Genomic DNA, 26,190 nt, shown 5'->3' with positions numbered 1-26,190 from the left:
CGGCGAGCGCCGTGAGGGCGGTTTCCGTGGCGGTGACCGGGACGGTGGCTTCCGCAGCGGCGACCGCCAGGGTGGCTTCCGCCGGGACGACCGTGCCGGTGGCAGCGACCGCCGTGAGAGATACGCCGGCAGTGAGCGCCGTGAAGGCGGTGGCTTCCGGGGCGGTGACCGCCGCGAGGGTGGATTCCGTCGTGACGACCGTGCCGGTGGCGGCGAGCGTCGCGAGGGCGGTTTCCGAAGCGGTGACCGGGACGGTGGGTTCCGGGGCGGGGACCGCCGTGAGGGGGGGTTCCGTCGGGACGACCGCGCCGGCGGTGGCGAGCGCCGTGAGGGCGGCTACCGCGGCGGCGACCGCCGTGAGGGATACGCCGGTGGGGAGCGCCGCGACGGCGGCTACCGGGGAGCACGTAGTGAGCGGGACGGGGAGCGCCGTGGTTACGGCGACCGGCCGGAGCGGGACGACCGCCGGGCGGGCGCCTACGGCCCGCAGCGCGAGCGCCAGGACGAGCGCGGCGAGGGGCGTACCGGTGAGGCGCCGGAACTGCCGGACGAGGTGGTCGCGAGTGACCTCGACTCGACCGTCCGGGCGGAGCTGCTCTCCCTCGCCAAGCCGGTGGCGGAGACGGTTGCCCGGCATCTGGTCGCGACCGGGCTGCTGATCGACGACGACCCGACGCTGGCGCTGGCGCACGCCATGGCGGCCCGTCGGCTCGCCTCGCGGATCGCCGCCGTGCGGGAGGCCGTCGGGCTGGCCGCGTACCACGCGGGGGAGTGGCAGACGGCCATCGCCGAGCTGCGGACGTACCACCGGATGAGTGGCCTGCAGAGCCACCTCGCGGTGCTTGCCGACTGTGAGCGGGCGCTGGGCCGGCCGGAGCGGGCGATCGACCTGTTCCGTGGCGCGGACCGGGAGAAGCTCGACCAGGCCGTCGACGTCGAGCTGCTGATCGTGGCGGCCGGCGCGCGGGGCGACCTGGGGCAGAAGGACGCGGCTGTGGCGATGCTCCAGCTCCGCGAGCTGACCAACGACTCGACCGAGCCGTGGGCGGCGCGGCTGCGGTACGCGTACGCGGACGCGTTGCTCGCGGTCGGCCGGCGCGAGGAGGCGCGGGAGTGGTTCTCCCGGGCCGCCGACGTCGACGCCGAGGGCGAGACCGACGCCGCGGAGCGGCTGTTGGAGCTGGACGGCGTGGTCATCGAGGGCGACGACGAGGAGGACGAGCCGGAGGGCGGACCGGACGGCCCCGCCGCGTCGACCGAGCGCTCCGACGAGACCGACGCCCGCGACGAGGACACCGACGACCTCGACGACGCGGACGAGGACCTCGACGAGGACGATGACGACCTTGACGAAGACGAGGACGACGACCTCGACGACGCCGGAGAGACCGACGAGGACGGCGGCGACGCCGGGCGGACCGGTGACCGCGTCGACACCGACGGCGGGTACCGGGACCGCGACGGCGGTGACCTGTCCGACGACGAGCTGACCGACGCCGAGGCCGGCGCGCTCACCACGTCCTCCGCTGGGGCCCCGGCGCAGCCGGCGGGCGGACGGGCAGGGACCGGCGACGTCCCGGCCGGTGGGGACGAGGCGGCGGAGCGCCGGTGACCGGGCACGTCCCCGAGACCGGTTCCGGCGCGGGTCGGGAGCGGGGCGACGACACCGGGACGCGTGGGCGGTTGGTCGACGCGTACGCCCTGGTCGTCTTCGACCTGGACGGGGTCATCTATCTGATCGACCGGCCCATCCCCGGCGCGGTCGAGGCGGTCGGTNGGGCGGTCGCGTACGCGACGAACAACGCCTCCCGCCGCTCCAGTGAGGTGGCCGACCTGCTCACGGGCATGGGCGTGCCGGCCGAGCCGGCGGAGGTGCTGACCTCCGCGGCCGCCACCGCCGAGCTGCTCCGCGACCGACTGCCGGCCGGTGCGCCGGTGCTGGTGGTCGGCGCGGAGGCGCTGCGGGCGGAGTTGCGCGCGGTGGGCCTGCGGCCGGTGTCGAAGGCCGAGGAGGAACCGGCCGCCGTGGCCCAGGGCTACGGACCGCAGGTCGGCTGGTCCGACCTGGCCGAGGCTTCTCTGGCGGTACGGGCGGGTGCACCCTGGTACGCCACCAACACCGACCGTACGCTGCCCAGCCCTCGGGGGCCGTTGCCCGGCAACGGTTCGCTGGTGGCGGTGCTGCGTACCGCGCTCGACCGGGACCCCGACGTGGTGGTGGGCAAACCGGAGCCGGCGCTGTTCGCGACCGCCGCCCGCCGTGCCGGGACCGGGCGGACGCTGGTGGTGGGCGACCGGATGGACACCGACATCGAGGGCGCCCGCCGGGCCGGCCTGGACAGCCTGCTGGTGCTGACCGGGGTCAGCGACGCGGCCGAGTTGCTGGCCGCGCCCGAGCCGCGCCGGCCGGCGTACGTCGCCTTCGACCTGGCGGGGCTCTTCGACCCGGCGGCCGTGGTGGCGGTGCCCGGCCGGCCGGAGACCGGCGGCTGGTCGGCGACGACGGCCGACGGGGACCTCGTCCTCGACGGCGCGGGACGGCCGCTGGACGCGCTCGCGGCGCTCTGTGCGGTGGCCTGGTCGACGCCGGCCGGCCCGAGGGTGCGGGCGGCGTCCCCGGCGGCGGCCGAGGCGCTCGCCGCGTTCGGCCTCGACGGCTGACCGGGCGGGCCGCTCAGAGCAGCTTGCGGAGCTTCATCAGGTCGAACGGGTTGGCCTTGACGGAGATCCGCCGGGCGGCCACCGCCGACATGATGTCGAGCTTGCCGTGCACCAGGGCGACCAGGTCGTCGCTGCCGGTGCTCAGCGCGATCTTGGCCTTCGGGTCGTCGCCGTCGGTGAGGCCGGTCAATCGGCCGCCTTCGAGGCGGCCGTGGAAGGCGGTGCCCAGATCGGTGATCCGGCAGGCGAGGGTGCGGTCGAGGTCGATCCGCCCCTGCGCCTCGGCGTGCTGGTCCAGCCGGGCGGCCAGGTCCTGCAACGCCTGCCGGCACTCGTCCACGCTGGCCACATCGTCTCCTCACCACGAGCCACACCGTTCCCGGCACCGTACCGCAGTGGAGCGTCTCAGGTGCCCGGTAGCGTGGCACCTGCACACCTCGCTCCGCGGAAGGACTCAGGCATGCAGGACGCGTGGCGCGCCTACCTCGAGTTGGCCATGGGCCTGACGGAGGCGCCCCGGAAGAAGGCGCAGGACGCGGTGAAGCGCGTGGTCGGCCAGGGCGGCGCGACCGCCGGTCAGCTCCAGTCGCTGGCCGAGGAGCTGGTCGCCACCGGTCTGGCGAACCGCGAGGCGTTGACCAAGCTGGTCCGCTTCGAGGTGGACCGGGCGCTCGGCGCGGTCGGGCTGGCCACCGCCGACGAGGTCGCCGAGCTGACCCGCCGGGTGCACGACCTGGAGCGGCAGTTGCGCGAGGCGCGCACCGCCCCGGAGCCGGCCGGCTCGTCCGCGCGGTCCGAGTCCGCCCCGCCGGCGGGCGGAGCGCCATCGACCGCGACGGCGTCCGCCCTGGCCGACTCGGCGTCCGCCGAGGAGACACCCACCAAGGCCGTGGCGAAGAAGACCGTGGCGAAGAAGGCGATCGCGAGGAAGCCCGCGGCGACGGTCGTGCGCACGTCCGCCGACCCGTCGCCGGTCGTGCCCGGGGGAGGACCGCCGGCCGAGCCCACCGACCGGTCGTCCACCGGGTCGCCCCGGCCGGCGAAGAAGGCCACCGGGCGCCGGGCGGCCGGCTCGTGACCGCGCCCTTCCGGCCCGGTCCGCCGCCGGGCCCGNTCGGGTCCGCGTCCCGGGCCGACCCCGGGGGTACGGCCGGCGCCGCTCGACGAGATCGGCGACGCGCGGCACCCGGCGGTGGACGCCGCGGTGCGGGGCATGGCCAACGCCGAGGCGCTCGCCCCGGCGGACCAGGTCGCCCAGTACGAGGCGGCGTACGAGACGCTGCGCGAGACGCTCGCCAGCATCGACCAGGCCTGAGCAGGGCAGAGGCGGAGAACGGACCCGATGGCTCGTCGTACCCGGTTGGACGCCGAACTCGTCCGCCGCGGCCTGGCCCGCTCCCGTGAGCAGGCCGCCGCGCTGGTGGAGGCCGGTCGGGTCCAGTTGCGCGGGGTTCCGGCCCGCAAGCCCGCCGCCATGGTGGACCCCGCCGACCCGTTGCTGGTCACCGGCGAGGACCCGGCGGAGGAGTACGTCTCCCGCGGCGGTCACAAGCTGGCCGGCGCGCTCGCCGCGTTCGCGCCGGGCGGGCTGGCCGTGACCGGCCGACGCTGTCTGGACGCGGGCGCCTCCACCGGCGGCTTCACCGACGTGCTGCTGCGCGCCGGCGCGGCCGAGGTGGTCGCCGTGGACGTCGGCTACGGGCAGCTCGCCTGGCCGCTGCGCAACGACGAGCGGGTACGGGTCTTCGAGCGCACCAACGTGCGTACCCTCACGCCCGAGGCGATCGGCGGGCCGGTCGACCTGACGGTGGCCGACCTGTCGTTCATCTCGCTGCGTCTGGTGTTGCCGGCGCTCTGCGGGTGCACCGGGCCCGACGGCGACCTGGCGCTCATGGTGAAGCCGCAGTTCGAGGTCGGTAAGGACCGGGTCGGCGCCGGCGGTGTGGTGCGTGACCCGGCGTTGCGGGCCGAGGCGGTGCTCGACGTGGCCGCCGCCGCCGCGCGGCTCGGTCTCGGGTTGGCCGACGTGGCGGCCAGCCCGCTGCCCGGCCCGAGCGGGAACGTCGAGTTCTTCGTATGGTTGCGCCGGGGCGCGCCCGCCGCCGACGCCGAACGGGTGCGCGCGGTGGTGGCCGCGGGCCCGCAGGGTGCCGCCACGACGGCGGTAACGACCGAGGAGGTGTCCGGGTGAGTCGCACCGCGCTGCTGGTGACGCACACCGGCCGTCGGCGCAGCACCGAGCACGCCCGCGCCGTGGCCGCCGACCTGATCGCGGCCGGGTTCGAGGTGCGGGTGGTGGCCGAGGAGGCCGACGACCTGGACCTGCCCGGCGTGGTGCCGGTGACCGGCCCGGAGGCGGCCGAGGGGGCGGAGATCGTCTTCGCGCTCGGCGGGGACGGGACGTTCCTGCGCGCTGCGGAGCTCGCCCGTCCGGCCAAGGCGCCGCTGCTCGGCATCAACCTGGGCAAGGTGGGTTTCCTGGCCGAGGCGGAGATCGACGACCTGGACATCGCGGTGCGTGACGTGGTGGGGCGCAACTACACGGTGGACGAACGGCTCACCCTCGACGTGACCGCCGAGTTCGAGGGCGGGCCGACCATCGAGTCGTGGGCGCTCAACGAGATCAGCGTGGAGAAGGGCGAGCGCGCCCAGATGCTGGAGCTGCTCGTCGACGTGGACGGCCGACCGCTGTCCCGGTACGGCTGCGACGGTGTGGTCTGCGCGACCCCGACCGGTTCCACGGCTTACGCGTTCTCCGGCGGCGGGCCGGTGGTCTGGCCGGAGGTGGAGGCGCTGCTGCTGGTGCCGATCAGCGCGCACGCGTTGTTCAGCCGCCCGCTGGTCACCTCGCCGACGTCCACGTTCGCCATCACCGTCGACCCGTTCACCACCCTCGCGGTGCTCTGCTGCGACGGTCGGCGGGTCTACGACCTGCCGCCCGGCGCCCGGGTCACGGTGCGTCGTGGCGCGCTGCCGGTGCGCATCGTCCGCTTGCAGGCGCGCCCGTTCACCGACCGGCTGGTGGCGAAGTTCGACCTGCCGGTGCAGGGCTGGCGCGGCAGCCGCCGCTGACCGCCGACGCGGCCCGGCGGTCAGGGGCCGGCCGGGGCGCTCCGACCACTTCGCCCGGTCGTCGGTGTTCACCGTCGCCGTGCCGGCTGGTCAACTGTCGCAGGGCGGGGCTACTGTCGGGTGCTGTGCTGGAAGAGCTACGCATCACCGGACTGGGCGTCATCGAGGACACCACGCTGCCGCTGGCCGGGGGGATGAACGTCATCACCGGCGAGACCGGGGCCGGCAAGACGATGGTGGTGACCGGCCTCGGCCTGCTCTTCGGCGGCCGCGCCGACGCCGGCCGGGTGCGGGCCCAGCCGGGCCGCGCGCTGGTGGAGGGGCGGCTGCGGTTGCGCGGCCGGGTGGCCGAGTCGGTGCACGCCCGCATCATCGACGCCGGTGGTGAGCCCGACGACGACGGTTCGCTGTTGCTCAGCCGCACGGTCACCGTGGAGGGCCGGTCCCGCGCCCATCTGGGCGGGCGCAGCATGCCGGTGGCGACGCTCGGCGAGGTGGGCGAGCAGGTGCTGGCCGTGCACGGCCAGTCCGACCAGCTCCGACTGCTGCGTCCGGCCGAGCAGCGGGCCGCGCTCGACCGGTTCGCCGGCCCCGAGCACGAGAAGCTCCTCGACGCGCTGCGCGAGACGTACGGGCGGTGGCGGACGGTGGTCGACGACCTGGCCGATCGGCGCCGCAACGCCCGCGAGCGCCACCAGGAGGCCGACCTGCTCCGGCTGGGCCTCGACGAGATCACCCGGGTCGACCCGCAGCCGGGGGAGGACGACGAGCTGAAGGCGGAGGCGCAGCGGCTGGAGCACGCCGAGGGGCTGCGCACCGCCGCCCAGGTGGCGCAGCAGTGCGTCGCCGGTGGGGTGGAGACGACCGACGACACGCCGGACGCCACCGTGCTGCTGGGCACCGCCCGGCGCACGCTGGAGGCGCAGGCCGGCACCGACCCGGCGCTCGGTGAGCTGGCGGCGCGGCTGGAGGAGGCGGCGACCCTGGTCACCGACGTGGCCGCCGAGCTGTCCACCTACCTGGCCGCGCTGGACGCCGATCCGGCGCGTCTCCAGACTGTCTACGAGCGGCGGGCCGCGTTGCGCACGCTCACCCGTAAGTACGCCGACGACGTGGACGGCGTGGTGGCCTGGGCCGAGCGGGCCCGGGTCCGCCTCGCCGACCTGGACACCTCCGACGAGCTGCTGGACGAGCTGGACCGCGAGGCGGCCCGGCTCGCCGGTGAGGTGGCCGATCTCGCCGGTCGGGTCTCCGCCTCCCGGCAGGAGGCCGCCGTCCGGTTCGCCGAGGCGGTCACCGTCGAGCTGGCCGGGCTGGCCATGCCGCACGCCCGGGTCGAGGTGGCGGTGCTGCCGCGGNGGGCGGGCGGAGCCGAGCCTGCCGGTCAACGGCGTCGAGGCGGGTGTCGGCGCGGACGGCGCGGACGAGGTCGAGCTGCGGTTGCTGGCCCACCCGGGGGCGCCGGCGCTGCCGTTGCAGCGGGGTGCCTCCGGCGGTGAGCTGTCCCGGGTGATGCTGGCCATCGAGGTGGTCTTCGCCGGCTCCGGCGGTCCGCCCACGCTGGTCTTCGACGAGGTGGACGCCGGCGTCGGCGGCCAGGCCGCGGTGGAGATCGGCCGGCGGCTGGCCCGGCTGGCCCGCAGCCACCAGGTGCTCGTGGTCACCCACCTGCCGCAGGTCGCCGCGTTCGCCGACCGGCACCTGGTGGTGGCGAAGGACACCGGCGGCGCGGTGACCACAAGCGGCGTCCGCGTGGTGGAGGACACCGAGCGGTCCCGGGAGCTGGCCCGGATGCTTGCCGGTTTGCCGGATTCTGATCTGGGTATCGCCCATGCCGAGGAGCTCCTGGCCGTGGCGGCCAAGGAAAGACGTCTGTGATGCCCCGATTGTGAGCGCAAGCACACCGGGGCGCGCTCCGGTGTGCTTCCCTGGGTAGGCGGCCCTGCTCAGGCATGTCGCGACAGCTTTACCTGCCTCACATGCCAGGATGGTCACGATGCGTCTACCCACACTGCGCCGGACCCGGAACGCGGAACCGGGCTCCATCCTCGGTGCCGCACGCCTCGACCGCCGGACGAAACGGCTGGTCGGGCGCCTGCGTCCGGGCGACATCGCGGTCATCGACCACGTCGACCTGGACCGTGTGGCCGCCGACTCGCTCGTCGCGGTGGGTGTCGCCGCGGTGCTCAACGCCAAGCCGTCGGTGTCCGGGCGTTACCCCAACCTCGGCCCCGAGGTGCTGATCGCGGCCGGTATCCTGTTGCTCGACGATCTCGGCGAGGGCGTCTTCGAGCAGGTTCGCGAGGGCGACCTGGTGCGTATTGAGGGCAACACGGTCTTCGTCGGCACGGAACCGGTCGCGCACGGCGCGTTGCAGGACGCCGAGACGGTGGCGAAGTCGATGGCCGACGCCCGGGAGGGGCTGTCGGTGCAGTTGGAGGCGTTCGCCGCCAACACGATGGACTACCTCCGGCAGGAACGCGACCTGCTGCTCGACGGCGTCGGCGTGCCGGAGATCCAGACCCAGGTGCGGGGCCGGCACTGCCTGATCGTGGTCCGTGGCTACGACTACAAGGCCGACCTGGACGTGCTGCGCCCGTACATCCGGGAGTTCAAGCCGGTGCTGATCGGCGTCGACGGCGGGGCGGACGCGTTGGTCGAGGCCGGCTACACCCCCGACATGATCATCGGCGACATGGACTCGGTCACCGACGACGTGTTGCGCTGCGGCGCCGAGGTGATCGTGCACGCCTACCCGGACGGGCGGGCGCCGGGCCTGGCCCGGGTCAACGGCCTGGGTGTGCCGGCGATCACATTCCCGGCGGCGGCCACCAGCGAGGACCTCGCCATGCTCCTGGCCGACGAGAAGGGTGCCTCACTGCTGGTGGCCGTCGGCACCCACGCCACCCTGGTGGAGTTCCTCGACAAGGGTCGCGGCGGCATGGCGTCGACGTTCCTGACCCGGCTGAAGGTGGGCGGCAAGCTGGTCGACGCCAAGGGCGTCAGCCGGCTCTACCGGCAGAGCATCTCCGGTTCCTCGTTGCTGCTGCTGGTCCTCTCGGCGGTGGCCGCGATGGCGTCCGCGGTGGCGGTCTCCACCATCGGGAAGGCGTATCTGGGCGTGGTCTCCGAATGGTGGGACAATTTCGTGTTCCAGCTCGGCCAGCTCTTCTAGCTCCCCGACGATCAAGAGGCTGCAAGCGTGATCAATTTCCGCTACCACGTGGTGTCCCTGACCGCGGTCTTCCTCGCGCTGGCGATCGGCCTGGTGGTCGGCACGGCCGCCCTCAACGGCCCGGTCGCCGACTCGCTCCGGGAAAACGTCAACGGACTGCGCAAGGACAACTCGCTGATGCGCCAGTCGGTCAACAGCATGCAGAAGCAGCTGGAGACCGAGGAGGACTTCGTCGGCGAGGTGGCGCAGTTCGTCCTGCCCGGCAAGCTCAGCAACCGCCGCGTGGTGGTGCTCAGCCTGCCCAACGGCCGGGACCAGACCGAGGGCGTGCTCAAGATGCTCCGGACCGCCGGCGCCGACGTCACCGGTCGCGTCAACGTGCAGGACAAGTTCATCAACCCGGACAGCAACAACGAACTGCTCGAGCTGGCGGTCACCGCCGCCCGACCGAACAGCGCCCTCGCCGCCAGCCTGCCCGGCAACGGGCACGGTGTGGAGACCTCCAGCGCGTTGCTCGCCAACGTCCTGCTGGACCGCCCGGCGGGCAGCCCCGTGGTGAGCGACACCGACCGGCGCACGGTTCTCCAGCAGTACGTGGCGGCCGGCTACCTCACCCCGGAGGACCGGATCGCCGTCGCCGCCGAGGCGGTGGTGCTGGTGACCGGCCAGCCGTACGTGGACAAGGACTCGGGGAAGAAGGACGAGTCGGTGGTGAAGGTCGCCGAGCAGTTCGACCGCGCCGGCGCGCTCGTGGTCGCCGGCATGGGCTCGACCGGCGGCAACCTGGTGGCCGTGGTCCGCGGTGACCCGGTCCTGTCGCAGACCATCTCGACCGTCGACAACGCGAACACGGTGCAGGGCCAGATGGTCACCAGCCTCGCCCTGGCCGAGCAGTTGAGCGGGAAGAAGGCCGGACAGTACGGCGTGGGCGACAACGCGGTGGCCCGGCTGCCTAAACTGCCCCAGTGACCGTACGGGCCGCCCGGTCCGTACCGCGTCGCGTCGAGAGTCCGGATCGGAGGGGTCGCGTGAGACTGGGTCGGCTGCTGGCCGTGGGCGCGGGCGTGTGGACCGCCCGCTACGTGCTGCGCGAGGTACGCACGTCGCCGGGCGCGCCCGGGCTGGAGCGCACCAACTTCCGGGGCCGCACCGTCACCCTGGCCGCCGGTCCCGCCCTGGCCGTGGGCGCGGCGACCGCGGGCGCGCTCGGCGCCGGCAGCGCACCGGCCGGTGCCGCGGCGCTGCTGGCCGGCGTCGGCGCGGGCGCGGTCGGGCTCTACGACGACGTGGTCGGCGCGCGGCCCGAGCAGAAGGCCGCCAAGGGCTTCGCCGGGCACCTCGCCGCACTACGTGCGGGGCAGGTCACCGCCGGGCTGGTCAAGGTCGCCGGGGTGGGACTGGCCGGCCTCGGCGCCGCGGCGCTGCTCGCCGCCGACCGGCGGGTCGCCGGGCATCCGCGCCGGCAGCGCGCCGGCGCGCTCGGCCGCGGGCTCGACGTGCTGCTCGGCGCCGGCGTGGTCGCCGGCACCGCCAACCTGGTCAACCTGCTCGACCTGCGCCCCGGGCGGGCGTTGAAGTCCGGCCTGCTGCTCGGCGCCCCGCTGTCCACCGGCCCGTACGGCGGCATCGCGGCCGGCGCGGTCGGTGCGGCGGCCGGCCTGCTCCGGGAGGACCTCGGCGAGCGGGTGATGGTCGGCGACAGCGGCGCCAACGCGCTCGGCGCCCTGCTCGGGGTGAGCCTCGCCGCGCGCACCGGGCCGGTCGGCCGGGCCGGCGTGCTGGCCGTGCTCGCCGCGCTCACCGCCGCCAGCGAGAAGGTCAGCTTCACCCAGGTCATCCAGCGGACCCCGGGGCTGCGGCACCTCGACGAGCTGGGCCGGCGCGTCGACTGACGTGACGAAACCGGCACCCGTCGCCGCCGCCGGCCGTGTCGCCGGGGCGGCCGCCCTCATCGCCGTCCTCACCGTGGTCAGCCGGCTCGCCGGCTTCGGTCGCACCGCCGTGTTCACCTGGACGCTGGCCCCCACCGACCTCGGCGGCGCCTACCTGGTGGCGAACTACGTCCCGAACTTCATCTTCGAGATCGTCGCCGGGGGAGCGCTGGCCAGTCTCGTCGTACCGCTGCTGGCCGGCGCCGTCGCGGCGGGCGACCGGCGGGCGGTGGCCGCCACCACGGGCGCGCTGCTGACCTGGACGCTCAGCCTGCTGGTCTCGCTGGCGGTGCTGGTGGCGCTGTTCGCCGACCCGCTGATGGGACTGCTCGGCCCCGGTCTCGGCGAGGTCCGGCAGGCGGCCGGGGCGAGGATGCTGCGGGTGTTCGCGCCGCAACTACCGCTGTACGGCGTGGGGATCGTGCTCACCGGGGTGCTCCAGGCGCACCGCCGCTTCGCCTGGCCGGTGCTCGCGCCGCTGCTGTCCAGCCTCACCGTCATCGCGGTCTACCTGGGCTTCACCGCCGTGGAGGGGCGGCGGGCCACCATCGGCGACGCGGGCCGCGGCGGGGAACTGCTGCTCGCCGGCGGCACCACTCTCGGCGTGGTGGTGCTCTCGCTGTCGTTGCTGGTCCCGCTGCGCCGGCTGCGGTTGCGGCTGCGGCCGGGTTACCGCTTCCCGGGCGACGCGCGGGCCCGGGTCGGCGGGCTGGTGGGCGCCGGCGTGGTCACCGTGGCCGCCCAGCAGGTCGCCCTGGCCGTCACGCTCAACCAGGTCACCTACGGCCGGGTCGCCGACGTCGGTGTCTACAACCTGGCCCAGACGGTCTACTTCCTGCCGTGGGCGGTGCTGGCCGTACCGCTCGCCGTGGCCGCGTACCCGACCCTGGTGGCGGCCCGGGCCAGCGGTGACGAGCGGGCCTACCGGGAGACCCTCGCGCCGGCGGTCCGGGGGGTCGTGCTGTTCAGCCTGCTCGGCGCCGCCGCGTTGGTCGGCACCGCGATCCCGGTCGGGCACTTCTTCTTCCCCGATCCGGTCGACGCTCGGACCGCCGCGGCGGGGATCGCCGGATTCGCCCCCGGCCTGCTCGGCTACGGCCTGTTCGCGGTCCTGACCCGGGCGCTCTACGCGCGGGGTGAGACCCGGTCCGCCGGGGTCGCCACCGCCGTCGGCTGGCTGAGCGTGCCCGCCCTCGCGGTCCTGCTCGGTCAGGCGCTGCCGCTGGCCGACCGGGTGCTCGCGGTGACGTTGGGCACCTCCGCCGGCATGGTGCTGCTCGGCGCGCTGCTGCTGGGCGCGGTGCGGCGTGCCGCCGGCCGGGAGGCGCTGGTCGGCGTCGGCCGGGCCGGCGTCGCCGGGCTGCTGGCCGCCGCGGTCGCCGCGGCGGGCGGGGCGGCCACCGCCCGGGGCCTCGGCGGGCTGGGCGACGGTACCCCGACGACGATCCAGGCCCTCGCGCAGGGCATGCTGTCCGGGGTCGTGGTCGGCGTCCTGTTCCTCGCCGTCGCCTGGTTGACCGACGCCCGCGACCTGCGGCCGCTGCTCGCGTCCGTGACCCGCCGGCTGCGGCGCCGGCGACCCGGCGGTGCGGCCGACGACCCGCCTTCGGAGCGGCACCCCGGCGAGCGGGGCGACGGAAAGGAGATCGTTTCCTCATGACGGACGCCTCGCCGGCACCGCGCTGGCCCGGGTCGGTCGCCCTGGTGCTCGCCTCCAGCACCGGCGGAGTGGGTCAGCACGTCCGCTCGATCGCCCGGGGGCTCACCGAGGCCGGCGCGTCCGTGCTGGTCTGTGGCCCGACCGCGGTCCAGGAGCAGTTCGACCTCACCGCGACGGGTGCCCGGTTCACCCCGGTGGAGATCCCGGCGAACCCCACCCCCGCCGACGCCCGCGCGGTCACCGCGCTGCGCCGGGCGCTGGCGCAGACGCCGGTCGACGTGGTGCACGCGCACGGGCTGCGCGCCGGCCTGGTCGCCGCGCTCGCCCGCCCGGCCGCCCCGCTGGTGGTCACCTGGCACAACGCGGTCCTCGCCGGCGGGCTGCGCGGCACGCTGTCCCGGCTGGTCGAGCGGGTCGTCGCCCGGTCCGTCCGGGTCGCCCTCGGCGCCTCCGCCGACCTGGTCGAGCGGGCCGTCGCGCTGGGCGCGGCGGACGCGCGGCTGGCCCCGGTCGCCGCGCCGGCGCTGCCCGCGCCGCGCCGCCGCCGCACCGCGGTACGGGCCGAGTTCGGCGCCACCGCCGACCGCCCGCTGATCCTCTCGGTGGGCCGGCTGCACCCGCAGAAACGGTACGACGTGCTGATCGACGCCGCCGCCCGGTGGCGGACCCGGACCCCCGCCCCGCTGGTGGTGATCGCCGGCAGCGGACCGGCCTACCTGCCGCTGGCCGCCCGGATCTCGGCCGCCCGTGCCCCGGTCACCCTGCTGGGGCACCGCACCGACGTGGCGGACCTGCTGGCCGGCGCCGACCTGGCGGTGGTCACCAGCGACTGGGAGGCCCGCCAGTTGTTCGCGCAGGAGGCGCTGCGGGCCGGCGTACCGCTGGTCGCGACCGCGGTCGGTGGCCTGCCGGAGCTGGTCGGCGACGCGGCGGTGCTGGTGCCGGCCGGGGATGTGGACGCCGTCGACGCGGCGGTGCGCGCGCTGCTCGACGACCCGCCGCGCCGCGCCGAGCTGGGCCGCCGGGGCGCGGCCCGGGCCGCGACCTGGCCCACCGAGGCGGACACGGTGGCCGCCCTCGTCGACCTCTACGCCGAGCTGACGCCCCAGCTCTCCACGGGGAACCGCTGATGCTGCGCCGACTGACCCCGGTGCTGCTGACCCTGGTGGTGGTGGCGCTGGGCATCACCGCGCTGGCCGCCCGCCCGGACGGCGGCACGCCCCGACCCAGCGCGGACTACGTGGTGCTGGTCGGCGCGGCCGGCCTGCGCTGGGACGACGTGGACCCGCGCAACACCCCGACGCTGTGGCGGATGGCCGAGCGGGGCACGATCGGTTCGCTCTCGGTGCGGTCGGCGCACCGGCCCACCTGCCCGGTGGACGGCTGGCTGACCCTCGGCGCCGGGAACTTCGCCGCCTGGAACGGCACCCGGCCCGGTGGCGGCTGCCCGGCCACCGGGGTGACCGTCGAGCAGCCCGACGGGATCGGCGCCAACCTGCCCGACCAGCCCGGCGTCGTCGCGCACAACCAGGAGAAGCTGGCGTGGGGCGCCACGCCGGGCGCGTTGGCCGAGTCGGTGCGTTGCTCGGTGGCGGTCGGTCCGGGCGCCGCGGTGGCCGCCGCCCGCCCGTTCGGCCGGGTCGACCGGTACGCGCCGACGCTGCCCGAGGACCCGGCGGAGCTGCTCGGCTCCTGCGTGCTGAGCATCGTCGACGTGGGCACGGTCGACGACGACGACCCGGCCGTGCGGGCGGCCCAGGCGCGGCAGGCCGACACCCGCCTCGCCCGGGTGCTCGCCGCCCGGCCGCCGCGCTCGCTGGTGCTGGTCGCCGGCGTCTCCGACACGGCCACCCCGGCGCGGCTGCACGTCGCCGTCGCGGACGGCCCCGGCTGGGACGGTGGCTGGCTGACCTCGCCCAGCACCGCCCGCGCCGGCTACCTGCAACTGGTCGACCTGGCGCCGACCGCGCTGGCCGCGCTCGGCCGGCCGATGCCGGAGCGGGCCTTCCTCGGCCGGCCCGCCGTGACGGTCGACGGCCGTCCCGACGACCTGCGGACCGCGATCGAGGCGCCGGCCGGCGCCGACCGGGAGGCCGCGGCCCAGCGTCGGGTCGCCGGCTGGTTCTTCACCGTCCTCGCCGCCGCCCAGCTGGTCCTCGCGGTGGCGGTGCTGCCGCTGCTGCGCCGGGCCCGCCGGCACGCCGGCCCGCACGGGCCCGAGCCGGTGTCTCGACGCGTGGTGGCGGTGGTGGAGCTGCTGCTGGTCGCCGCCGCGCTGGCGGTGCCGGCGGCGCTGCTGGCCGACGCCGTGCCGTGGTGGAGCGGGCAGCACGCCGGCTGGTGGTTCGCCTCGGTGACCGCCCTGCTCATCGTCGGCGGCACCGCCGCGGTCCGGTTCACCCCCGGGCACGACCGTACGCTCGGGCCGCTGGGCGCCGTGGCCGGGCTGGCCAGCCTGGTGGTCGGGGTGGACGTGCTCACCGGCTCCCGGCTGCAACTCAACGGCGTGGTGGGCTACTCCGCGCTGGAGGGCGGCCGGTACGCCGGCCTGGGCACCGTCGGGCTGGGCGTGTTCATCGCCGGTGCGCTGCTGTGCGGCGGCTGGCTGGCCCAGCGGGTCCGACGGGGCTGGCGGCCGACCGTGATGGTGGCCGTCGGCGGCAGCGCCGTGGTGATCGTGGGCAGCCCCTACCTCGGCGCGGACTCGATCGGCGCGATCGCGCTCACCGCCGGGGTGAGCGTGGCCGCGGCGATCTGCACCGGCGGCTGGCTGACCGTCAGCCGCCTGGCCTGGGCCACCATGGCCGGGCTGGCGGTCACCATCGGCTTCGCCCTGGTCGACCTGCGCCGCCCGGCAACCGAGCGGGGCAGCCTCGGCCGTTTCCTGGCCGCGCTCGGCGACGGCACCGGCGGGCTCACCGTGCACCGCTCCAGCACCTCGAACTTCCAGACGTTGGTGGACAGCCCGCTGACCGTGCTCGCCCTGGCCGGGGCCGCGTTGGTCTGGCTGGCTCTGCTCCAGCCGTGGGGCGGCCTGATGCGGCTGTTCGGCATCTACCCGGCGATCCGGGCGGCGATGGCCGGCACCGGTGTGGCCGCCGGCCTCGGCGGCGTGCTGGGCGGCGCGGCGCTGGACGTGGCCGGGGCGGCGGCGGCGCTGGTGGTGCCGATGGCGGCGCTGGCCGCGCTGCGGGTGCTCGACCACTCCACCGACCGCACCCAGCCGGACAGCGGGCGTCCCGGCGGGGAGGGTGGCGCGGGCGGGGCGGCGCCGCCGGGCGGTCCCGGTCCCGCCGGCGCGGCCCGGCCGGGCGGCCCGCAGAGCGCGGCCCCGCCGGACGGCCCGCAGAGCGTGGCCCTGCCGGACGGCCGGGGCAGTGCCGCGTCCCCGGGCGGTTCCGTGGCCGACGGCCCGACCGCGTCGGACGGACCTCGGCCGGGACCCGGGGGGAGCGGGGTCCCGACCGCGCCGGGTAGTGCGCAAGGGGACGGGGGTGGTGCTTCCGGCCGGACGGTGACCGCGGAACCCGGGACGGGTGCGGTGCCGGCGCCCCGGGGGCCCGCGCCGACCCCGACCAGGACAACCGCGAGCTGACCACCCCGGCCCTGCCCGGACCCCGAACCGGTGGCCCGCGCGCCGGTTCGGGGAGGTGGCGGGATCCGCGGTTCGGCGATGCCGCCACTTCGGCGTACCGGAGTCGATCAGAACTGCCGGCGGCGTGGACCCGGCCGCCAACGGGTCCGTGAACTCACTCGGACGGGCCCTCACGTGCGCCGACAGCGGGTGCGACGCCAGCTCACCGTCCGGGAGGTGTTACCGTGGAATCCCGTGGATCGCGTGATCACTTGGCTGATCGGCACGGCGGTTCGCACGACCGCTACGGACGACACGGGAGCAGGCCTTGGCCCCTTCAGCACGGACGACCAGGCACATTTTCGTCACCGGGGGCGTCGCCTCCTCGCTGGGTAAGGGCCTCACCGCCTCCAGCCTCGGCAACCTGCTCACCGCCCGCGGGTTGCGCGTGGTGATGCAGAAGCTCGACCCGTACCTCAACGTCGATCCCGGCACGATGAACCCGTTCCAGCACGGCGAGGTGTTCGTCACCGAGGACGGCGCCGAGACCGACCTCGACGTCGGCCACTACGAGCGGTTCCTCGACCGGAACCTCTCCGGCAAGGCGAACGTCACCACCGGGCAGATCTACTCGGCGGTGATCGCCAAGGAGCGGCGCGGCGAATACCTGGGCGACACCGTCCAGGTCATCCCGCACATCACCAACGAGATCAAGGCCCGCATCCTCGGCATGGCCGACCCGGATGCCGACGGTCAGGTCCCGGACGTGGTGATCACCGAGGTCGGTGGCACGGTCGGCGACATCGAGTCGCTGCCGTTCCTGGAGTCGATCCGCCAGATCCGCCACGACCTCGGCCGGGACAACTGCTTCTACCTGCACGTCTCGCTGGTGCCCTACCTGGCGCCCTCCGGCGAGCTGAAGACCAAGCCGACCCAGCACTCGGTGGCGCAGCTACGCAGCATCGGCATCCAGCCGGACGCGCTGGTGCTGCGCTGCGACCGCGCGATCCCGGACAAGGTCAAGGAGAAGCTGTCGCTCTACTGCGACGTGGACCGGGAGGCGGTCACCGCCGCCCCGGACGCGCCGAGCATCTACGACATCCCGAAGGTGCTGCACCGGGAGGGCCTGGACGCCTACGTGGTGCGCCGGCTCGGCCTGTCGTTCCGCGACGTCGACTGGACCCGCTGGGACGACCTGCTGGAGCGGGTACACCAGCCCCGCCACACGGTGACCGTGGCGCTGGTCGGCAAGTACGTCGACCTGCCCGACGCGTACCTGTCGGTGAGCGAGGCGATCCGGGCGGCCGGCTTCGGTCACCGGGCCCGGGTGCAGCTCAAGTGGGTGCCCAGCGACGACTGCGTCACCCCGGCCGGCGCGGCCGCCGCCCTGGCCGGCGTGGACGGCGTCGTGATCCCCGGCGGGTTCGGGGTACGCGGCATCGAGGGCAAGGTGGGCACCGCCCGCTACGCCCGGGAGAACGGCATCCCGCTGCTCGGCCTCTGCCTCGGCCTCCAGTGCATGACCATCGAGGCGGCCCGCCACCTGGCCGGCCTCGACGGGGCGAACTCGCTGGAGTTCGACGAGGAGGCGGTGCACCCGGTCATCGCCACCATGGCCGACCAGGAGGACATCGTCGCCGGCCGGGGTGACCTGGGCGGCACGATGCGGCTCGGGGCGTACCCGGCGAAGCTGACCGCGGGGTCGATCGTGGCCGAGGCGTACGGCAGCACCGAGGTCAGCGAGCGGCACCGGCACCGGTACGAGGTGAACAACGCCTACCGCGACCAGCTCACCAAGGCCGGCCTGACCATCTCCGGCACCTCGCCCGACGGCCGGCTCGTCGAGTTCGTCGAGCTGGACCGCGAGCTGCACCCGTTCTTCGTCGCCACCCAGGCGCACCCGGAACTGAAGAGCCGCCCCACCCGCCCGCACCCGCTGTTCGCGGCGTTCGTCGGCGCCGCGGTCGCGTACTCCGAGGCCGACCAGCTCCCGGTCGACCTGGACGGGCCGGCGGAGGCCGCCGCGGCGAAGAAGGCCGGCCGCAACGGCGGCGCGAAGGCGGCGGCGAAGTGAGTGGAGTGGCGCACCGGTACGAGGTGACCGCGCACCGGGACATCTGGTCCGGCCGGATCTTCTCGGTGGTCAGCGACGACGTGACCATGCCCGGCGGCGGGACCGCGGCCCGCGACTACGTCCGGCACGTCGGCGCGGTGGCCGTGGTGGCCCTCGACGACGCCGGCCGGGTGGTGCTGATCCGCCAGTACCGGCACCCGGTCGGCCGACATCTGTGGGAGCTTCCCGCCGGGCTGATGGACGTCAGCGGGGAGGACCTGGCCGCCGCGGCGGCCCGGGAGTTGGCCGAGGAGGCCGACCTGGCCGCGGGGCGCGTCGACGTGCTGGTCGACCTGCACAGCTCGCCCGGCTTCTCCGACGAGGTGGTCCGGGTCTTCCTGGCCCGCGACCTCACCGACGTGCCCGCCGATCAGCGGCACGACCGGCACGACGAGGAGGCCGACCTCCAGGTGGTCCGGGTCGACCTCGACGAGGCAGTCCGGATGGTGCTGGCCGGTGAGATCACCAACGCGTCCTGCGTGGCCGGGCTGCTCGCCGCCGCCCGGGCCCGGGAGACCGACTTCACCGAGCTGCGTCGCCCGGAGACGCCACTGCCGCGCTGACCCGAGCGCCGGACGACGAAGGGGCCGCGCGGGCGTCTCGCCCGCGCGGCCCCTTCCGTGCCCGTCCCGCTCAGTCGCGCAGCGGGCGCCCCTGGGCGTCGACGCCGCCGTTGACCAGGATCAGGATGCCGTCGATCAGGCCCCAGAGGCTGCCCACACCGCATGTCACGAGAGTGACGACGAGCTGGATCACCGCGGTCTTGGTGTCGCCGATGTAGAACCGGCCGGCACCGAAGCCGCCGAGGAGGATCTGGAGTACGCCCGCGACGACCTTGCTCTTGTCCGAGACGCCGTACGGGTGCTGCTGGTAAGGAGTGGTCATGAGCGGACACCATAGTGATCCACTCGGGTCCTGTCCGCACCGGCGCTCGTTGGTGGGAAGAGATTCCCGAAGTCTGTCCTGTCGGCTGAGGCGGTCTCCACCGCCCAGCCCGGTCCATGCCTGACACACCGTCAGCACCACCGGCGACCGGATGTCACTGTGTTGGCGTCCCCGGGTCCGCCACGCGCCTAGACTGCCGCCGGCGGGACCGGTGGACCGCGTCGGCAACGGAGCCGTCGCGGCGCCGCGCTGTCGGGGGTGAGCCGCCCCGGAGGAAGGTGTCTGCATCGTGAAGGTCGGAATCCCCCGCGAGGTCAAGAACCACGAGTACCGGGTGGCGATCACCCCGGCCGGCGTCAACGAGTTCACCCGCCACGGGCACGAGGTCTTCGTCGAGGCCGGCGCCGGGGTCGGCTCCAGCATCACCGACGAGGAGTTCACCGCCGCCGGCGCGAAGATCCTGGCCACCGCCGACGAGGTCTGGGACACCGCCGAGCTGGTGCTCAAGGTCAAGGAGCCGATCGGCGAGGAGTACCACCGGATGCGCGAGGGGCAGGTGCTCTTCACCTACCTGCACCTGGCCGCCTCCCGCGAGTGCACCGACGCGCTGGTCGAGAAGAAGGTCACCGGCATCGCGTACGAGACGGTCGAGCTGCCCGACCGGTCGCTGCCGCTGCTCGCCCCGATGTCCGAGGTGGCCGGACGGCTCGCCCCGCAGGTCGGCGCGTTCTACATGATGCGCACCGGCGGCGGGCGGGGCGTGCTGCCCGGCGGCGTCTCCGGCGTGTACGCGGCCAAGACCGTGGTCATCGGCGCCGGCGTGTCCGGCCTGAACGCCGCCGCCATCGCGCTCGGCCTGCAGTCCGAGGTGCTGCTGCTGGACAAGAACGTGGCCCGGCTGCGCTCCGCCGACGCCATCTACCGGGGCCACCTGCAGACCGTGGCCTCCAACGCGTACGAGATCGAACGGGCCGTGCTCGACGCGGACCTGGTCATCGGCGCGGTGCTGGTGCCCGGCGCGAAGGCCCCGAAGCTGATCTCCAACGAGCTGGTGTCCCGGATGAAGCCGGGCAGCGTGCTCGTCGACATCGCCATCGACCAGGGCGGCTGCTTCGAGGACTCGCGCCCCACCACGCACGCCGAACCGGTCTACAAGGTCCACGACTCGATCTTCTACTGCGTGGCGAACATGCCCGGCGCGGTGCCGAACACCAGCACCTACGCGCTGACCAACGTCACCCTGCCGTACGCCCTCGAACTGGCCGACCAGGGCTGGCGGGGGGCCCTGCGGGCCGACCCGGCGCTGGCGCTGGGCCTGAACACCCACGACGGGCGGGTGGTCTACGGCCCGGTCGCCGAGGCGCACGGCCTGGACGTGCTGCCGCTGGCCGAGGTGCTGAGCTGACCGGATCCGCGACCGACCGGGCCGGCGCGCAACCCGCGCCGGCCCTGCGTCGCGCCGTCCGGGGCTACCTGGACCACCTCACCGTCGAGCGTGGGCTGTCGGCGAACACGCTCGCCTCGTACCGTCGGGACCTGGACCGCTACCTCACCACCCTGGCCGCCGCCGGGGTGACCGACCTGGCCGCCGCCGGCGTCGCCCAGGTCGAGGCCCACCTGGCCCGGCTGCGCGCCGGCGACGACGAGCACCCGCCGCTGGCCGTCTCCTCCACCGCCCGCGCGGCCAGCGCCGTGCGCGGCCTGCACCGCTTCGCGTTGCGCGAGGGGCTGGCCGGCGGCGACCCCGGTCGCGACGTCCGCCCGCCCGCGCCGCCGCGCCGGCTGCCCCGGGCGCTGCCGGTCGACGCCGTGGTCCGGCTGCTGGCGGCCGCCGGCCCGGCCGGCGACGCCGAGCCCCGCACGCTGCGTGACCGGGCGCTGCTGGAATTCCTGTACGGCACCGGCGCGCGGGTCTCCGAGGCGGTCGGCGCGGCCGTCGACGACCTCGACCTCGACGCCGGAACCGTGCTGCTGCGCGGCAAGGGCGGCAAGACCCGGCTGGTGCCGGTCGGCGGGTACGCGGCCGACGCGGTGCGCGCCTGGCTGGTCCGGGGCCGCCCGGCGCTGCTCGCCGCCGGGCGGGGCACCCACGCGTTGTTCGTCAACGCCCGCGGCGGACCGCTGACCCGGCAGGGCGCCTGGGGGGTGCTGCGCGCCGCCGCCGACCGGGCCGGCCTGCCGGTCGACGGACCCGACGCGGTCTCCCCGCACACGCTGCGCCACTCGTACGCCACCCACCTGCTCGACGGCGGCGCGGACGTGCGGGTGGTGCAGGAACTGCTCGGGCACGCGTCGGTGACCACCACCCAGGTGTACACGTTGGTCACGGTGGACCGGCTGCGCGAGGTGTACGCCACCGCCCACCCGCGTGCCGTGCGGTGAGCGCGAGGAGTGAGCCGGGTTTGCGAGCCCCGCAGTCGCGAGCGGAGAAGGCACCGCCTGACGGCCGGCCGACACGCCGACCCGGTGCCGAACGCGCTGCTGGCCCGTGGCGTACAGTCGGCATCGGCGCGGGCCTCCAGGTGTGACGGACCGGGGGTGCGCAGCGGCGCCGCGAGGGACGTCGGACGGCTCCGACGCCGGGTGGTCGTCGGGAGGGGGCAACGAGGACATGGCAGGAAACGGTGACCGTGCCGAGACCTGGACGTCGGAGCTCCGTGAGCAGCAGGCGACGCTCGGTGCCGACCTCGGCCCCGCCGACCCGGCCGCGTACACGATGCGCAAGCCGATCCCCGAGCCGATGCCGACCGACCGGCACGGCCCGGCGCGGATCATCGCCATGGCGAACCAGAAGGGTGGCGTCGGGNGCTGCTGGTCGACTTCGACCCGCAGGGCGCGCTCTCGGTCGGGCTCGGCGTCAACCCGCACAACCTCGACCTGTCCGTCTACAACCTGCTCATGCAGGACGACGTCACCGCCGAGGACGTCCTGATCAAGACCGACGTGGCCGGTCTGCACCTGCTGCCGGCCAACATCGACCTCTCCGCCGCCGAGATACAGCTCGTCAACGAGGTCGCCCGGGAGATGGCCCTGGCCCGGGTGCTGCGGACCATCCGCAAGGAATACGACTTCATCCTGATCGACTGCCAGCCCTCGCTGGGTCTGCTGGCGATCAACGCGCTCACCGTGGCGCACGGCGTGCTCATCCCGCTGGAGTGCGAGTTCTTCAGCCTGCGCGGGGTGGCGCTGCTGCTGGACACCATCGACAAGGTGCGCGAACGGCTCAACTTCGACCTCGAACTCGAAGGCATCCTCGCCACCATGTACGACAGCCGCACCACCCACTGCCGCCAGGTGCTGCAACGGGTCGTCGAGGCGTTCGGCGACAAGGTCTACCAGACCGTGATCACCAAGACGGTGAAGTTCCCCGAGTCGACGGTGGCCGGTGCGCCCATCACCACGCTCGACCCGGCCTCCTCCGGCGCCCGCAACTACCGGCAGCTCGCCCGGGAGGTCATCGCCGCCGAGACGGACCGGTAGGCCACACACCGACCGCCGGCCGCGTCGACTACGGTTTCCCGGTGACCGCGCCGCCCCTCGACCCGCCGCACGACCTCGGTGACCCCGTCGCCGAGGCGGTTCCGGCGGTGGGGGAGGAGACCGGGGGCTTCACCGTCCGGCTGGACAACTTCACCGGCCCGTTCGACCTGCTGCTCCAGTTGATCAGCAAGCACAAACTGGACGTCACCGAGGTCGCCCTGCACAAGGTCACCGACGAGTTCATCGCGTACCTGCGGGCCATGGGCGACCAGTGGGACCTGGACGAGACCAGCGAGTTCCTGCTGGTCGCCGCCACCCTGCTCGACCTCAAGGCGGCCCGGCTGCTCCCCTCGGCCGAGGTGGAGAACGAGGAGGACCTGGCGCTGCTGGAGGCGCGGGACCTGCTCTTCGCCCGGCTGCTGCAGTACAAGGCGTACAAGGAGGCGGCGGCGTACATCGCCGGACTGGAGGCGGTCGGCGGCCGGCGCTACCCGCGGGCGGTCACCCTGGAGCCCCGGTATGCCGAGGCCCTGCCCGACCTGGTGCTCGGCATCGGCCCGCAGCGGCTGCTGAAGCTCGCGGTCCGGGCGATGAGCCCGAAGCCGGTGCCCGAGGTGTCCATCGCGCACGTGCACATGGTCCGGGTCAGCGTCCGCGAACACGCCGGCATCATCGCCGACCGGTTGCGCCGCGCCGGGGTCGCCACGTTCTCGCTGCTGTGCGCCGACTGCGAGATGACGCTGGAGGTGGTGGCGCGGTTCCTGGCGCTGTTGGAGCTGTATCGGCAGGGACTGGTCGCGTTCGTGCAGGAAGAGGCGTTGGAGGAGCTGACGGTGCGCTGGACCGGTCCCGCCGACGGCGGGGCCGACCTGACCGTCGACGAGTACGCCGGCTCTCCCGACACCGCACCCGCCGGCATGTCCGCCCCGGCCGATGCCCCCGCCGTGGACGTCCCGCCTGCCGCCGCTCCCGCCGCCGGCGTACCCGGCGACGGCGGGTTCGTCGAGCCCACCCTCTCCGACACCGCCGTCCGCCCCGCCGACGGCAGCCTCCCCGCTGACGCTGACGCTGACGCTGACGGCGCGGACCCGATCGCACCGACGCAGGAGTGACCCGATGAGCGACGAGGAGCGACGAGACTCGCTGGCCGACCAGGCCGCCGCCTGGATCCCTCCGTGGGAGCGTCCCACCCCGCCCAAGCCGCCCTCCACCAACGAGCCCAAGTCACCCGCCGGCCCCCCCGCCGACCGTCCATCGGCCCAAGACCTCGATCCCCCCGCAGATCTTGGAAGCAACAGGCCCCCAGAGGGGCCGAACTCCTCCAAGATCTCGTCGACAGGCGAGGCGGAGCGAGATCTTGGTACCGGAGCGCCCCTGGAGGGGCGGGACCGTACCAAGATCTCGGGAAGCGAGAGGGGCGCTGACGACGTACCCGGGAAGCGGGGTAGGCGCCGGGTGGCGGCGGAGCCGGCGCCCGCGCCGGTGCTCGACGACGCGGAGCTGCGCGGCGCTTTGGAGGCGATCCTGCTGGTGGTGGACCAGCCGGTGAGCGAGCTGGTGCTGGCCGAGGTGTTGGAGCAGGCCCCGGCGCGGGTCGGCGCGATGCTCGACGAGATCGCCGGCGGCTACACGACGGCCGGGCACGGGTTCGAGCTGCGCCGCGCCGCGGGTGGCTGGCGTCTCTACACCCGGCCGGAATACGCCACCTACGTCGAGCGGTTCGTATTGGACGGGCAGTCGGTCCGGCTGACCCAGGCCGCGCTGGAGACCCTCGCCGTGGTCGCCTACCGCCAGCCGGTGACCCGTTCCCGCATCTCGGCGATCCGGGGTGTCAACTGCGACGGGGTGCTCCGTACCCTGGTGGGTCGCGGCCTGGTCGAGGAGTGCGGCACCGAGGCGGACAGCGGTGCGTTCCTCTACCGGACCACCACCCTGTTCCTGGAGAAGCTGGGGCTCAACTCGGTGGACGACCTGCCGCCCCTGGCCCCGTTCCTGCCCGACGACGTAGAAGAGCTTGCCGATGCGACGCGATGACCGTGCCCCGAAGCCCGACGCCCCCGTGTACGAGGGCGCCGAGCGCCTGCAGAAGGTGCTCGCCGCCGCGGGGGTGGGTTCGCGGCGGGCCTGCGAGGACCTGATCTTCCGGCGGCGGGTCACGGTCAACGGCCGGGTCGCGCAGCTCGGCGACCGGGCCGACCCCACCCAGGACGTGATCCACGTCGACGGGGAGCGGTTGCAGGTCGACACCCGCCTGGTCTACCTGGCCATGAACAAGCCGCGCGGGGTGGTTTCCACCATGGCGGACGAAAAGGGACGCGCGGCGCTCTCCGACTTCCTCGGCAACCGGGTCGAGCAGCGGGTCTACCACGTCGGGCGGCTCGACGCGGACAGCGAGGGCCTGCTGCTGCTCACCAACGACGGGACGCTGGCGCACCGGCTCATGCACCCCTCCTTCGGAGTGCCGAAGACCTACCTGTGCGAGGTGTCCGGGCCGATCCCGCGCAACCTCGGCAAGCGCCTGGCCGCCGGCGTCGAGCTGGAGGACGGGCCGGTGAGGGCCGAGGCGTTCAAGGTGGTGGACACGCTGGGCAAGACCGCCCAGGTGGAGGTCACCCTGCACGAGGGGCGCAAGCACATCGTCCGCCGGATGTTCGACGAGGTGGGGCACCCGGTGAGCCGTCTGGTGCGTACCTCGATCGGTCCGATCCGCCTCGGCGACCTGCGCGCCGGGCGCACCCGGCGGCTGACCAACGCGGAGGTCGCCGCCCTGTTCAAGGCCGTGGGTGACTGACCCCGTCGGACGGGGTACGGCTCCCGGTAGGCTTCGACGCGGTCCGCGGGCCGGCGCTCGCGCCCCCGAGGGGGCTGCCCGCGCGGCGCGGGCATGATTGACGACGAGGAACACCATCCGCTCAACGGCGCCGGACATTCCGGCGACCCGCGAGGTACGGGCTGAGGAGGACAACGGTGGAGGAAAACGTACCGGCCGGGCGATGCGTGGTCGCTGTGGACGGGCCGTCCGGTTCGGGAAAGTCCACCGTGTCGCGGCGACTGGCGGTGAGCCTCGACGCACGCTACCTCGACACCGGCGCCATGTACCGCGCGCTGACCTGGGCGGTCCTGCGCTCCGGCGTCGAGCTGACCGACGCCGAGTCGGTGGCCAAGGTCGCCGGCGAGGCCGACCTGCGCATCGGCACCGACCCCCAGGGGTACGCCGTGACCGTCGACGGCACCGACGTGGCGACCGCCATTCGCGGCCCCGAGGTGACCGGCGCGGTCTCCGCGGTGGCCGCCGTCGGCGCGGTACGGGAGCTGCTGGTCGACCGGCAGCGGCGAATGATCGCCGAGGCGGGCCGGATCGTGGTGGAGGGCCGGGACATCGGCTCCGTGGTGGCCCCCGACGCCGACCTGAAGGTCTACCTGACCGCCTCCGAGACGGCCCGCGCGCAGCGGCGCAGCGCCGAGGACGCCGCCGACGTGGCGGCCACCGCCGCCGACCTGGCCCGGCGGGACCGCCTCGACTCGACCCGCACGGTGAACCCGCTCCAGCAGGCCCCCGACGCGGTGGTGCTGGACACCACCGAGCTGGGCATCGACGAGGTCGTCACCCGCCTGCGCGATCTCCTCACCGAGCGGGGT

At 74.7% G+C, this 26,190-nt stretch carries 21 protein-coding genes and 3 pseudogenes; 22 read left to right on the top strand and 2 right to left on the bottom strand.

Annotated features, from left to right (window positions below):
- Positions 1–613: 613 nt before the first annotated feature.
- Positions 614–1,612, top strand: coding sequence for a tetratricopeptide repeat protein (locus B1205_RS27540; protein WP_254910261.1), 999 nt, complete (start codon positions 614–616; stop codon positions 1,610–1,612).
- Positions 1,613–1,683: 71 nt separating this feature from the next.
- Positions 1,684–2,661, top strand: a complete 978-nt coding sequence (locus tag B1205_RS27535) for an HAD-IIA family hydrolase (RefSeq protein WP_441338582.1) — start codon at positions 1,684–1,686, stop codon at positions 2,659–2,661.
- Positions 2,662–2,674: 13 nt separating this feature from the next.
- On the opposite strand, the gene B1205_RS27530 is transcribed toward B1205_RS27535, so the two are convergent.
- Positions 2,675–3,010, bottom strand: coding sequence for an SCP2 sterol-binding domain-containing protein (locus B1205_RS27530; RefSeq protein ID WP_089158242.1), 336 nt, complete (start codon positions 3,008–3,010; stop codon positions 2,675–2,677).
- A gap of 111 nt (positions 3,011–3,121) precedes the next feature.
- On the opposite strand from B1205_RS27530, the gene B1205_RS27525 reads away from it, so the two are divergent.
- The 13 genes and pseudogenes from B1205_RS27525 to B1205_RS27465 all read left to right on the top strand — a co-directional run bounded on the left by B1205_RS27525 (position 3,122) and on the right by B1205_RS27465 (position 18,749).
- Positions 3,122–3,739 (top strand): phasin family protein, encoded by a 618-nt coding sequence (locus tag B1205_RS27525; protein ID WP_089158241.1) that lies wholly within the window; start codon positions 3,122–3,124, stop codon positions 3,737–3,739.
- Between the two features lie 42 nt (positions 3,740–3,781).
- Positions 3,782–3,976 (top strand): annotated as a pseudogene (locus B1205_RS33205) (hypothetical protein); the annotation flags it as partial.
- Positions 3,977–4,003: 27 nt separating this feature from the next.
- Positions 4,004–4,852 carry a TlyA family RNA methyltransferase gene (locus B1205_RS27515; protein WP_089158240.1) on the top strand — a complete coding sequence of 283 codons (849 nt, stop codon included), beginning with the start codon at positions 4,004–4,006 and terminating at the stop codon, positions 4,850–4,852.
- Complete coding sequence (locus B1205_RS27510) at positions 4,849–5,733, top strand: NAD kinase (RefSeq protein ID WP_089158239.1); 885 nt, start codon at positions 4,849–4,851, stop codon at positions 5,731–5,733. The genes B1205_RS27515 and B1205_RS27510 overlap by 4 nt, the downstream gene beginning before the upstream one ends.
- Positions 5,734–5,858: 125 nt before the next feature.
- Positions 5,859–7,611 (top strand): annotated as a pseudogene (gene recN / locus B1205_RS27505) (DNA repair protein RecN).
- A 118-nt stretch (positions 7,612–7,729) separates the two neighbouring features.
- Positions 7,730–8,908: a putative cytokinetic ring protein SteA gene (gene steA, locus B1205_RS27500; RefSeq protein WP_089158258.1), complete on the top strand. Its 1,179-nt coding sequence runs from the start codon at positions 7,730–7,732 to the stop codon at positions 8,906–8,908.
- Between the two features lie 27 nt (positions 8,909–8,935).
- Complete coding sequence (locus B1205_RS27495; protein WP_089158238.1) at positions 8,936–9,877, top strand: copper transporter; 942 nt, start codon at positions 8,936–8,938, stop codon at positions 9,875–9,877.
- A 59-nt stretch (positions 9,878–9,936) separates the two neighbouring features.
- Positions 9,937–10,800, top strand: coding sequence for a hypothetical protein (locus B1205_RS27490; protein WP_089158237.1), 864 nt, complete (start codon positions 9,937–9,939; stop codon positions 10,798–10,800).
- A gap of 1 nt (position 10,801) precedes the next feature.
- A complete protein-coding gene (murJ, locus tag B1205_RS27485) occupies positions 10,802–12,499 on the top strand; it encodes a murein biosynthesis integral membrane protein MurJ (RefSeq protein WP_089158236.1) in 1,698 nt (565 codons plus the stop codon).
- Positions 12,496–13,629, top strand: a complete 1,134-nt coding sequence (locus B1205_RS27480; protein ID WP_089158235.1) for a glycosyltransferase family 4 protein — start codon at positions 12,496–12,498, stop codon at positions 13,627–13,629. Before murJ ends, B1205_RS27480 begins: the two co-directional genes overlap by 4 nt.
- Positions 13,629–16,094, top strand: a complete 2,466-nt coding sequence (locus tag B1205_RS27475; RefSeq protein WP_254910258.1) for a hypothetical protein — start codon at positions 13,629–13,631, stop codon at positions 16,092–16,094. The genes B1205_RS27480 and B1205_RS27475 overlap by 1 nt, the downstream gene beginning before the upstream one ends.
- A gap of 307 nt (positions 16,095–16,401) precedes the next feature.
- Entirely contained in the window at positions 16,402–18,147 is a 1,746-nt protein-coding gene (locus B1205_RS27470; RefSeq protein ID WP_089158234.1) for a CTP synthase, read from the top strand.
- Positions 18,144–18,749: an NUDIX domain-containing protein gene (locus B1205_RS27465; protein ID WP_089158233.1), complete on the top strand. Its 606-nt coding sequence runs from the start codon at positions 18,144–18,146 to the stop codon at positions 18,747–18,749. The genes B1205_RS27470 and B1205_RS27465 overlap by 4 nt, the downstream gene beginning before the upstream one ends.
- 70 nt (positions 18,750–18,819) lie before the next feature.
- Here the strand turns inward: B1205_RS27465 and B1205_RS27460 are convergent, their stop codons facing one another.
- On the bottom strand, positions 18,820–19,071 hold the full coding sequence (locus B1205_RS27460; RefSeq protein ID WP_089158232.1) for a TM2 domain-containing protein: 252 nt from the start codon (positions 19,069–19,071) through the stop codon (positions 18,820–18,822).
- 289 nt (positions 19,072–19,360) lie between these two features.
- Here B1205_RS27460 and ald point away from each other — a divergent pair, with 289 nt between their 5' ends.
- From ald to cmk, 7 genes and pseudogenes are all read left to right on the top strand, one after another.
- Positions 19,361–20,476: an alanine dehydrogenase gene (gene ald, locus B1205_RS27455; RefSeq protein WP_089158231.1), complete on the top strand. Its 1,116-nt coding sequence runs from the start codon at positions 19,361–19,363 to the stop codon at positions 20,474–20,476.
- Positions 20,473–21,453 (top strand): site-specific tyrosine recombinase XerD, encoded by a 981-nt coding sequence (locus tag B1205_RS27450; protein WP_089158257.1) that lies wholly within the window; start codon positions 20,473–20,475, stop codon positions 21,451–21,453. The genes ald and B1205_RS27450 overlap by 4 nt, the downstream gene beginning before the upstream one ends.
- 229 nt (positions 21,454–21,682) lie before the next feature.
- Positions 21,683–22,551, top strand: a pseudogene (locus B1205_RS27445) (ParA family protein).
- Positions 22,552–22,592: 41 nt separating this feature from the next.
- Positions 22,593–23,663 (top strand): segregation and condensation protein A, encoded by a 1,071-nt coding sequence (locus B1205_RS27440; RefSeq protein WP_254910257.1) that lies wholly within the window; start codon positions 22,593–22,595, stop codon positions 23,661–23,663.
- A 4-nt stretch (positions 23,664–23,667) separates the two neighbouring features.
- Positions 23,668–24,585: an SMC-Scp complex subunit ScpB gene (gene scpB, locus B1205_RS27435; protein WP_089158230.1), complete on the top strand. Its 918-nt coding sequence runs from the start codon at positions 23,668–23,670 to the stop codon at positions 24,583–24,585.
- On the top strand, positions 24,572–25,342 hold the full coding sequence (locus tag B1205_RS27430) for a pseudouridine synthase (protein ID WP_089158229.1): 771 nt from the start codon (positions 24,572–24,574) through the stop codon (positions 25,340–25,342). Before scpB ends, B1205_RS27430 begins: the two co-directional genes overlap by 14 nt.
- Before the next feature lie 176 nt (positions 25,343–25,518).
- Positions 25,519–26,190: (d)CMP kinase (gene cmk / locus B1205_RS27425; protein WP_089158256.1), on the top strand; the 672-nt coding region annotated here is incomplete at its 3' end.

The sequence above is a fragment of the Micromonospora sp. NBS 11-29 genome (genome assembly GCF_002140155.1).
GTDB lineage: Bacteria > Actinomycetota > Actinomycetes > Mycobacteriales > Micromonosporaceae > Micromonospora.
The sequence above is the reverse complement of the archived record's forward strand: the minus strand, read 5'-3'. Positions and strand labels throughout refer to the sequence as shown.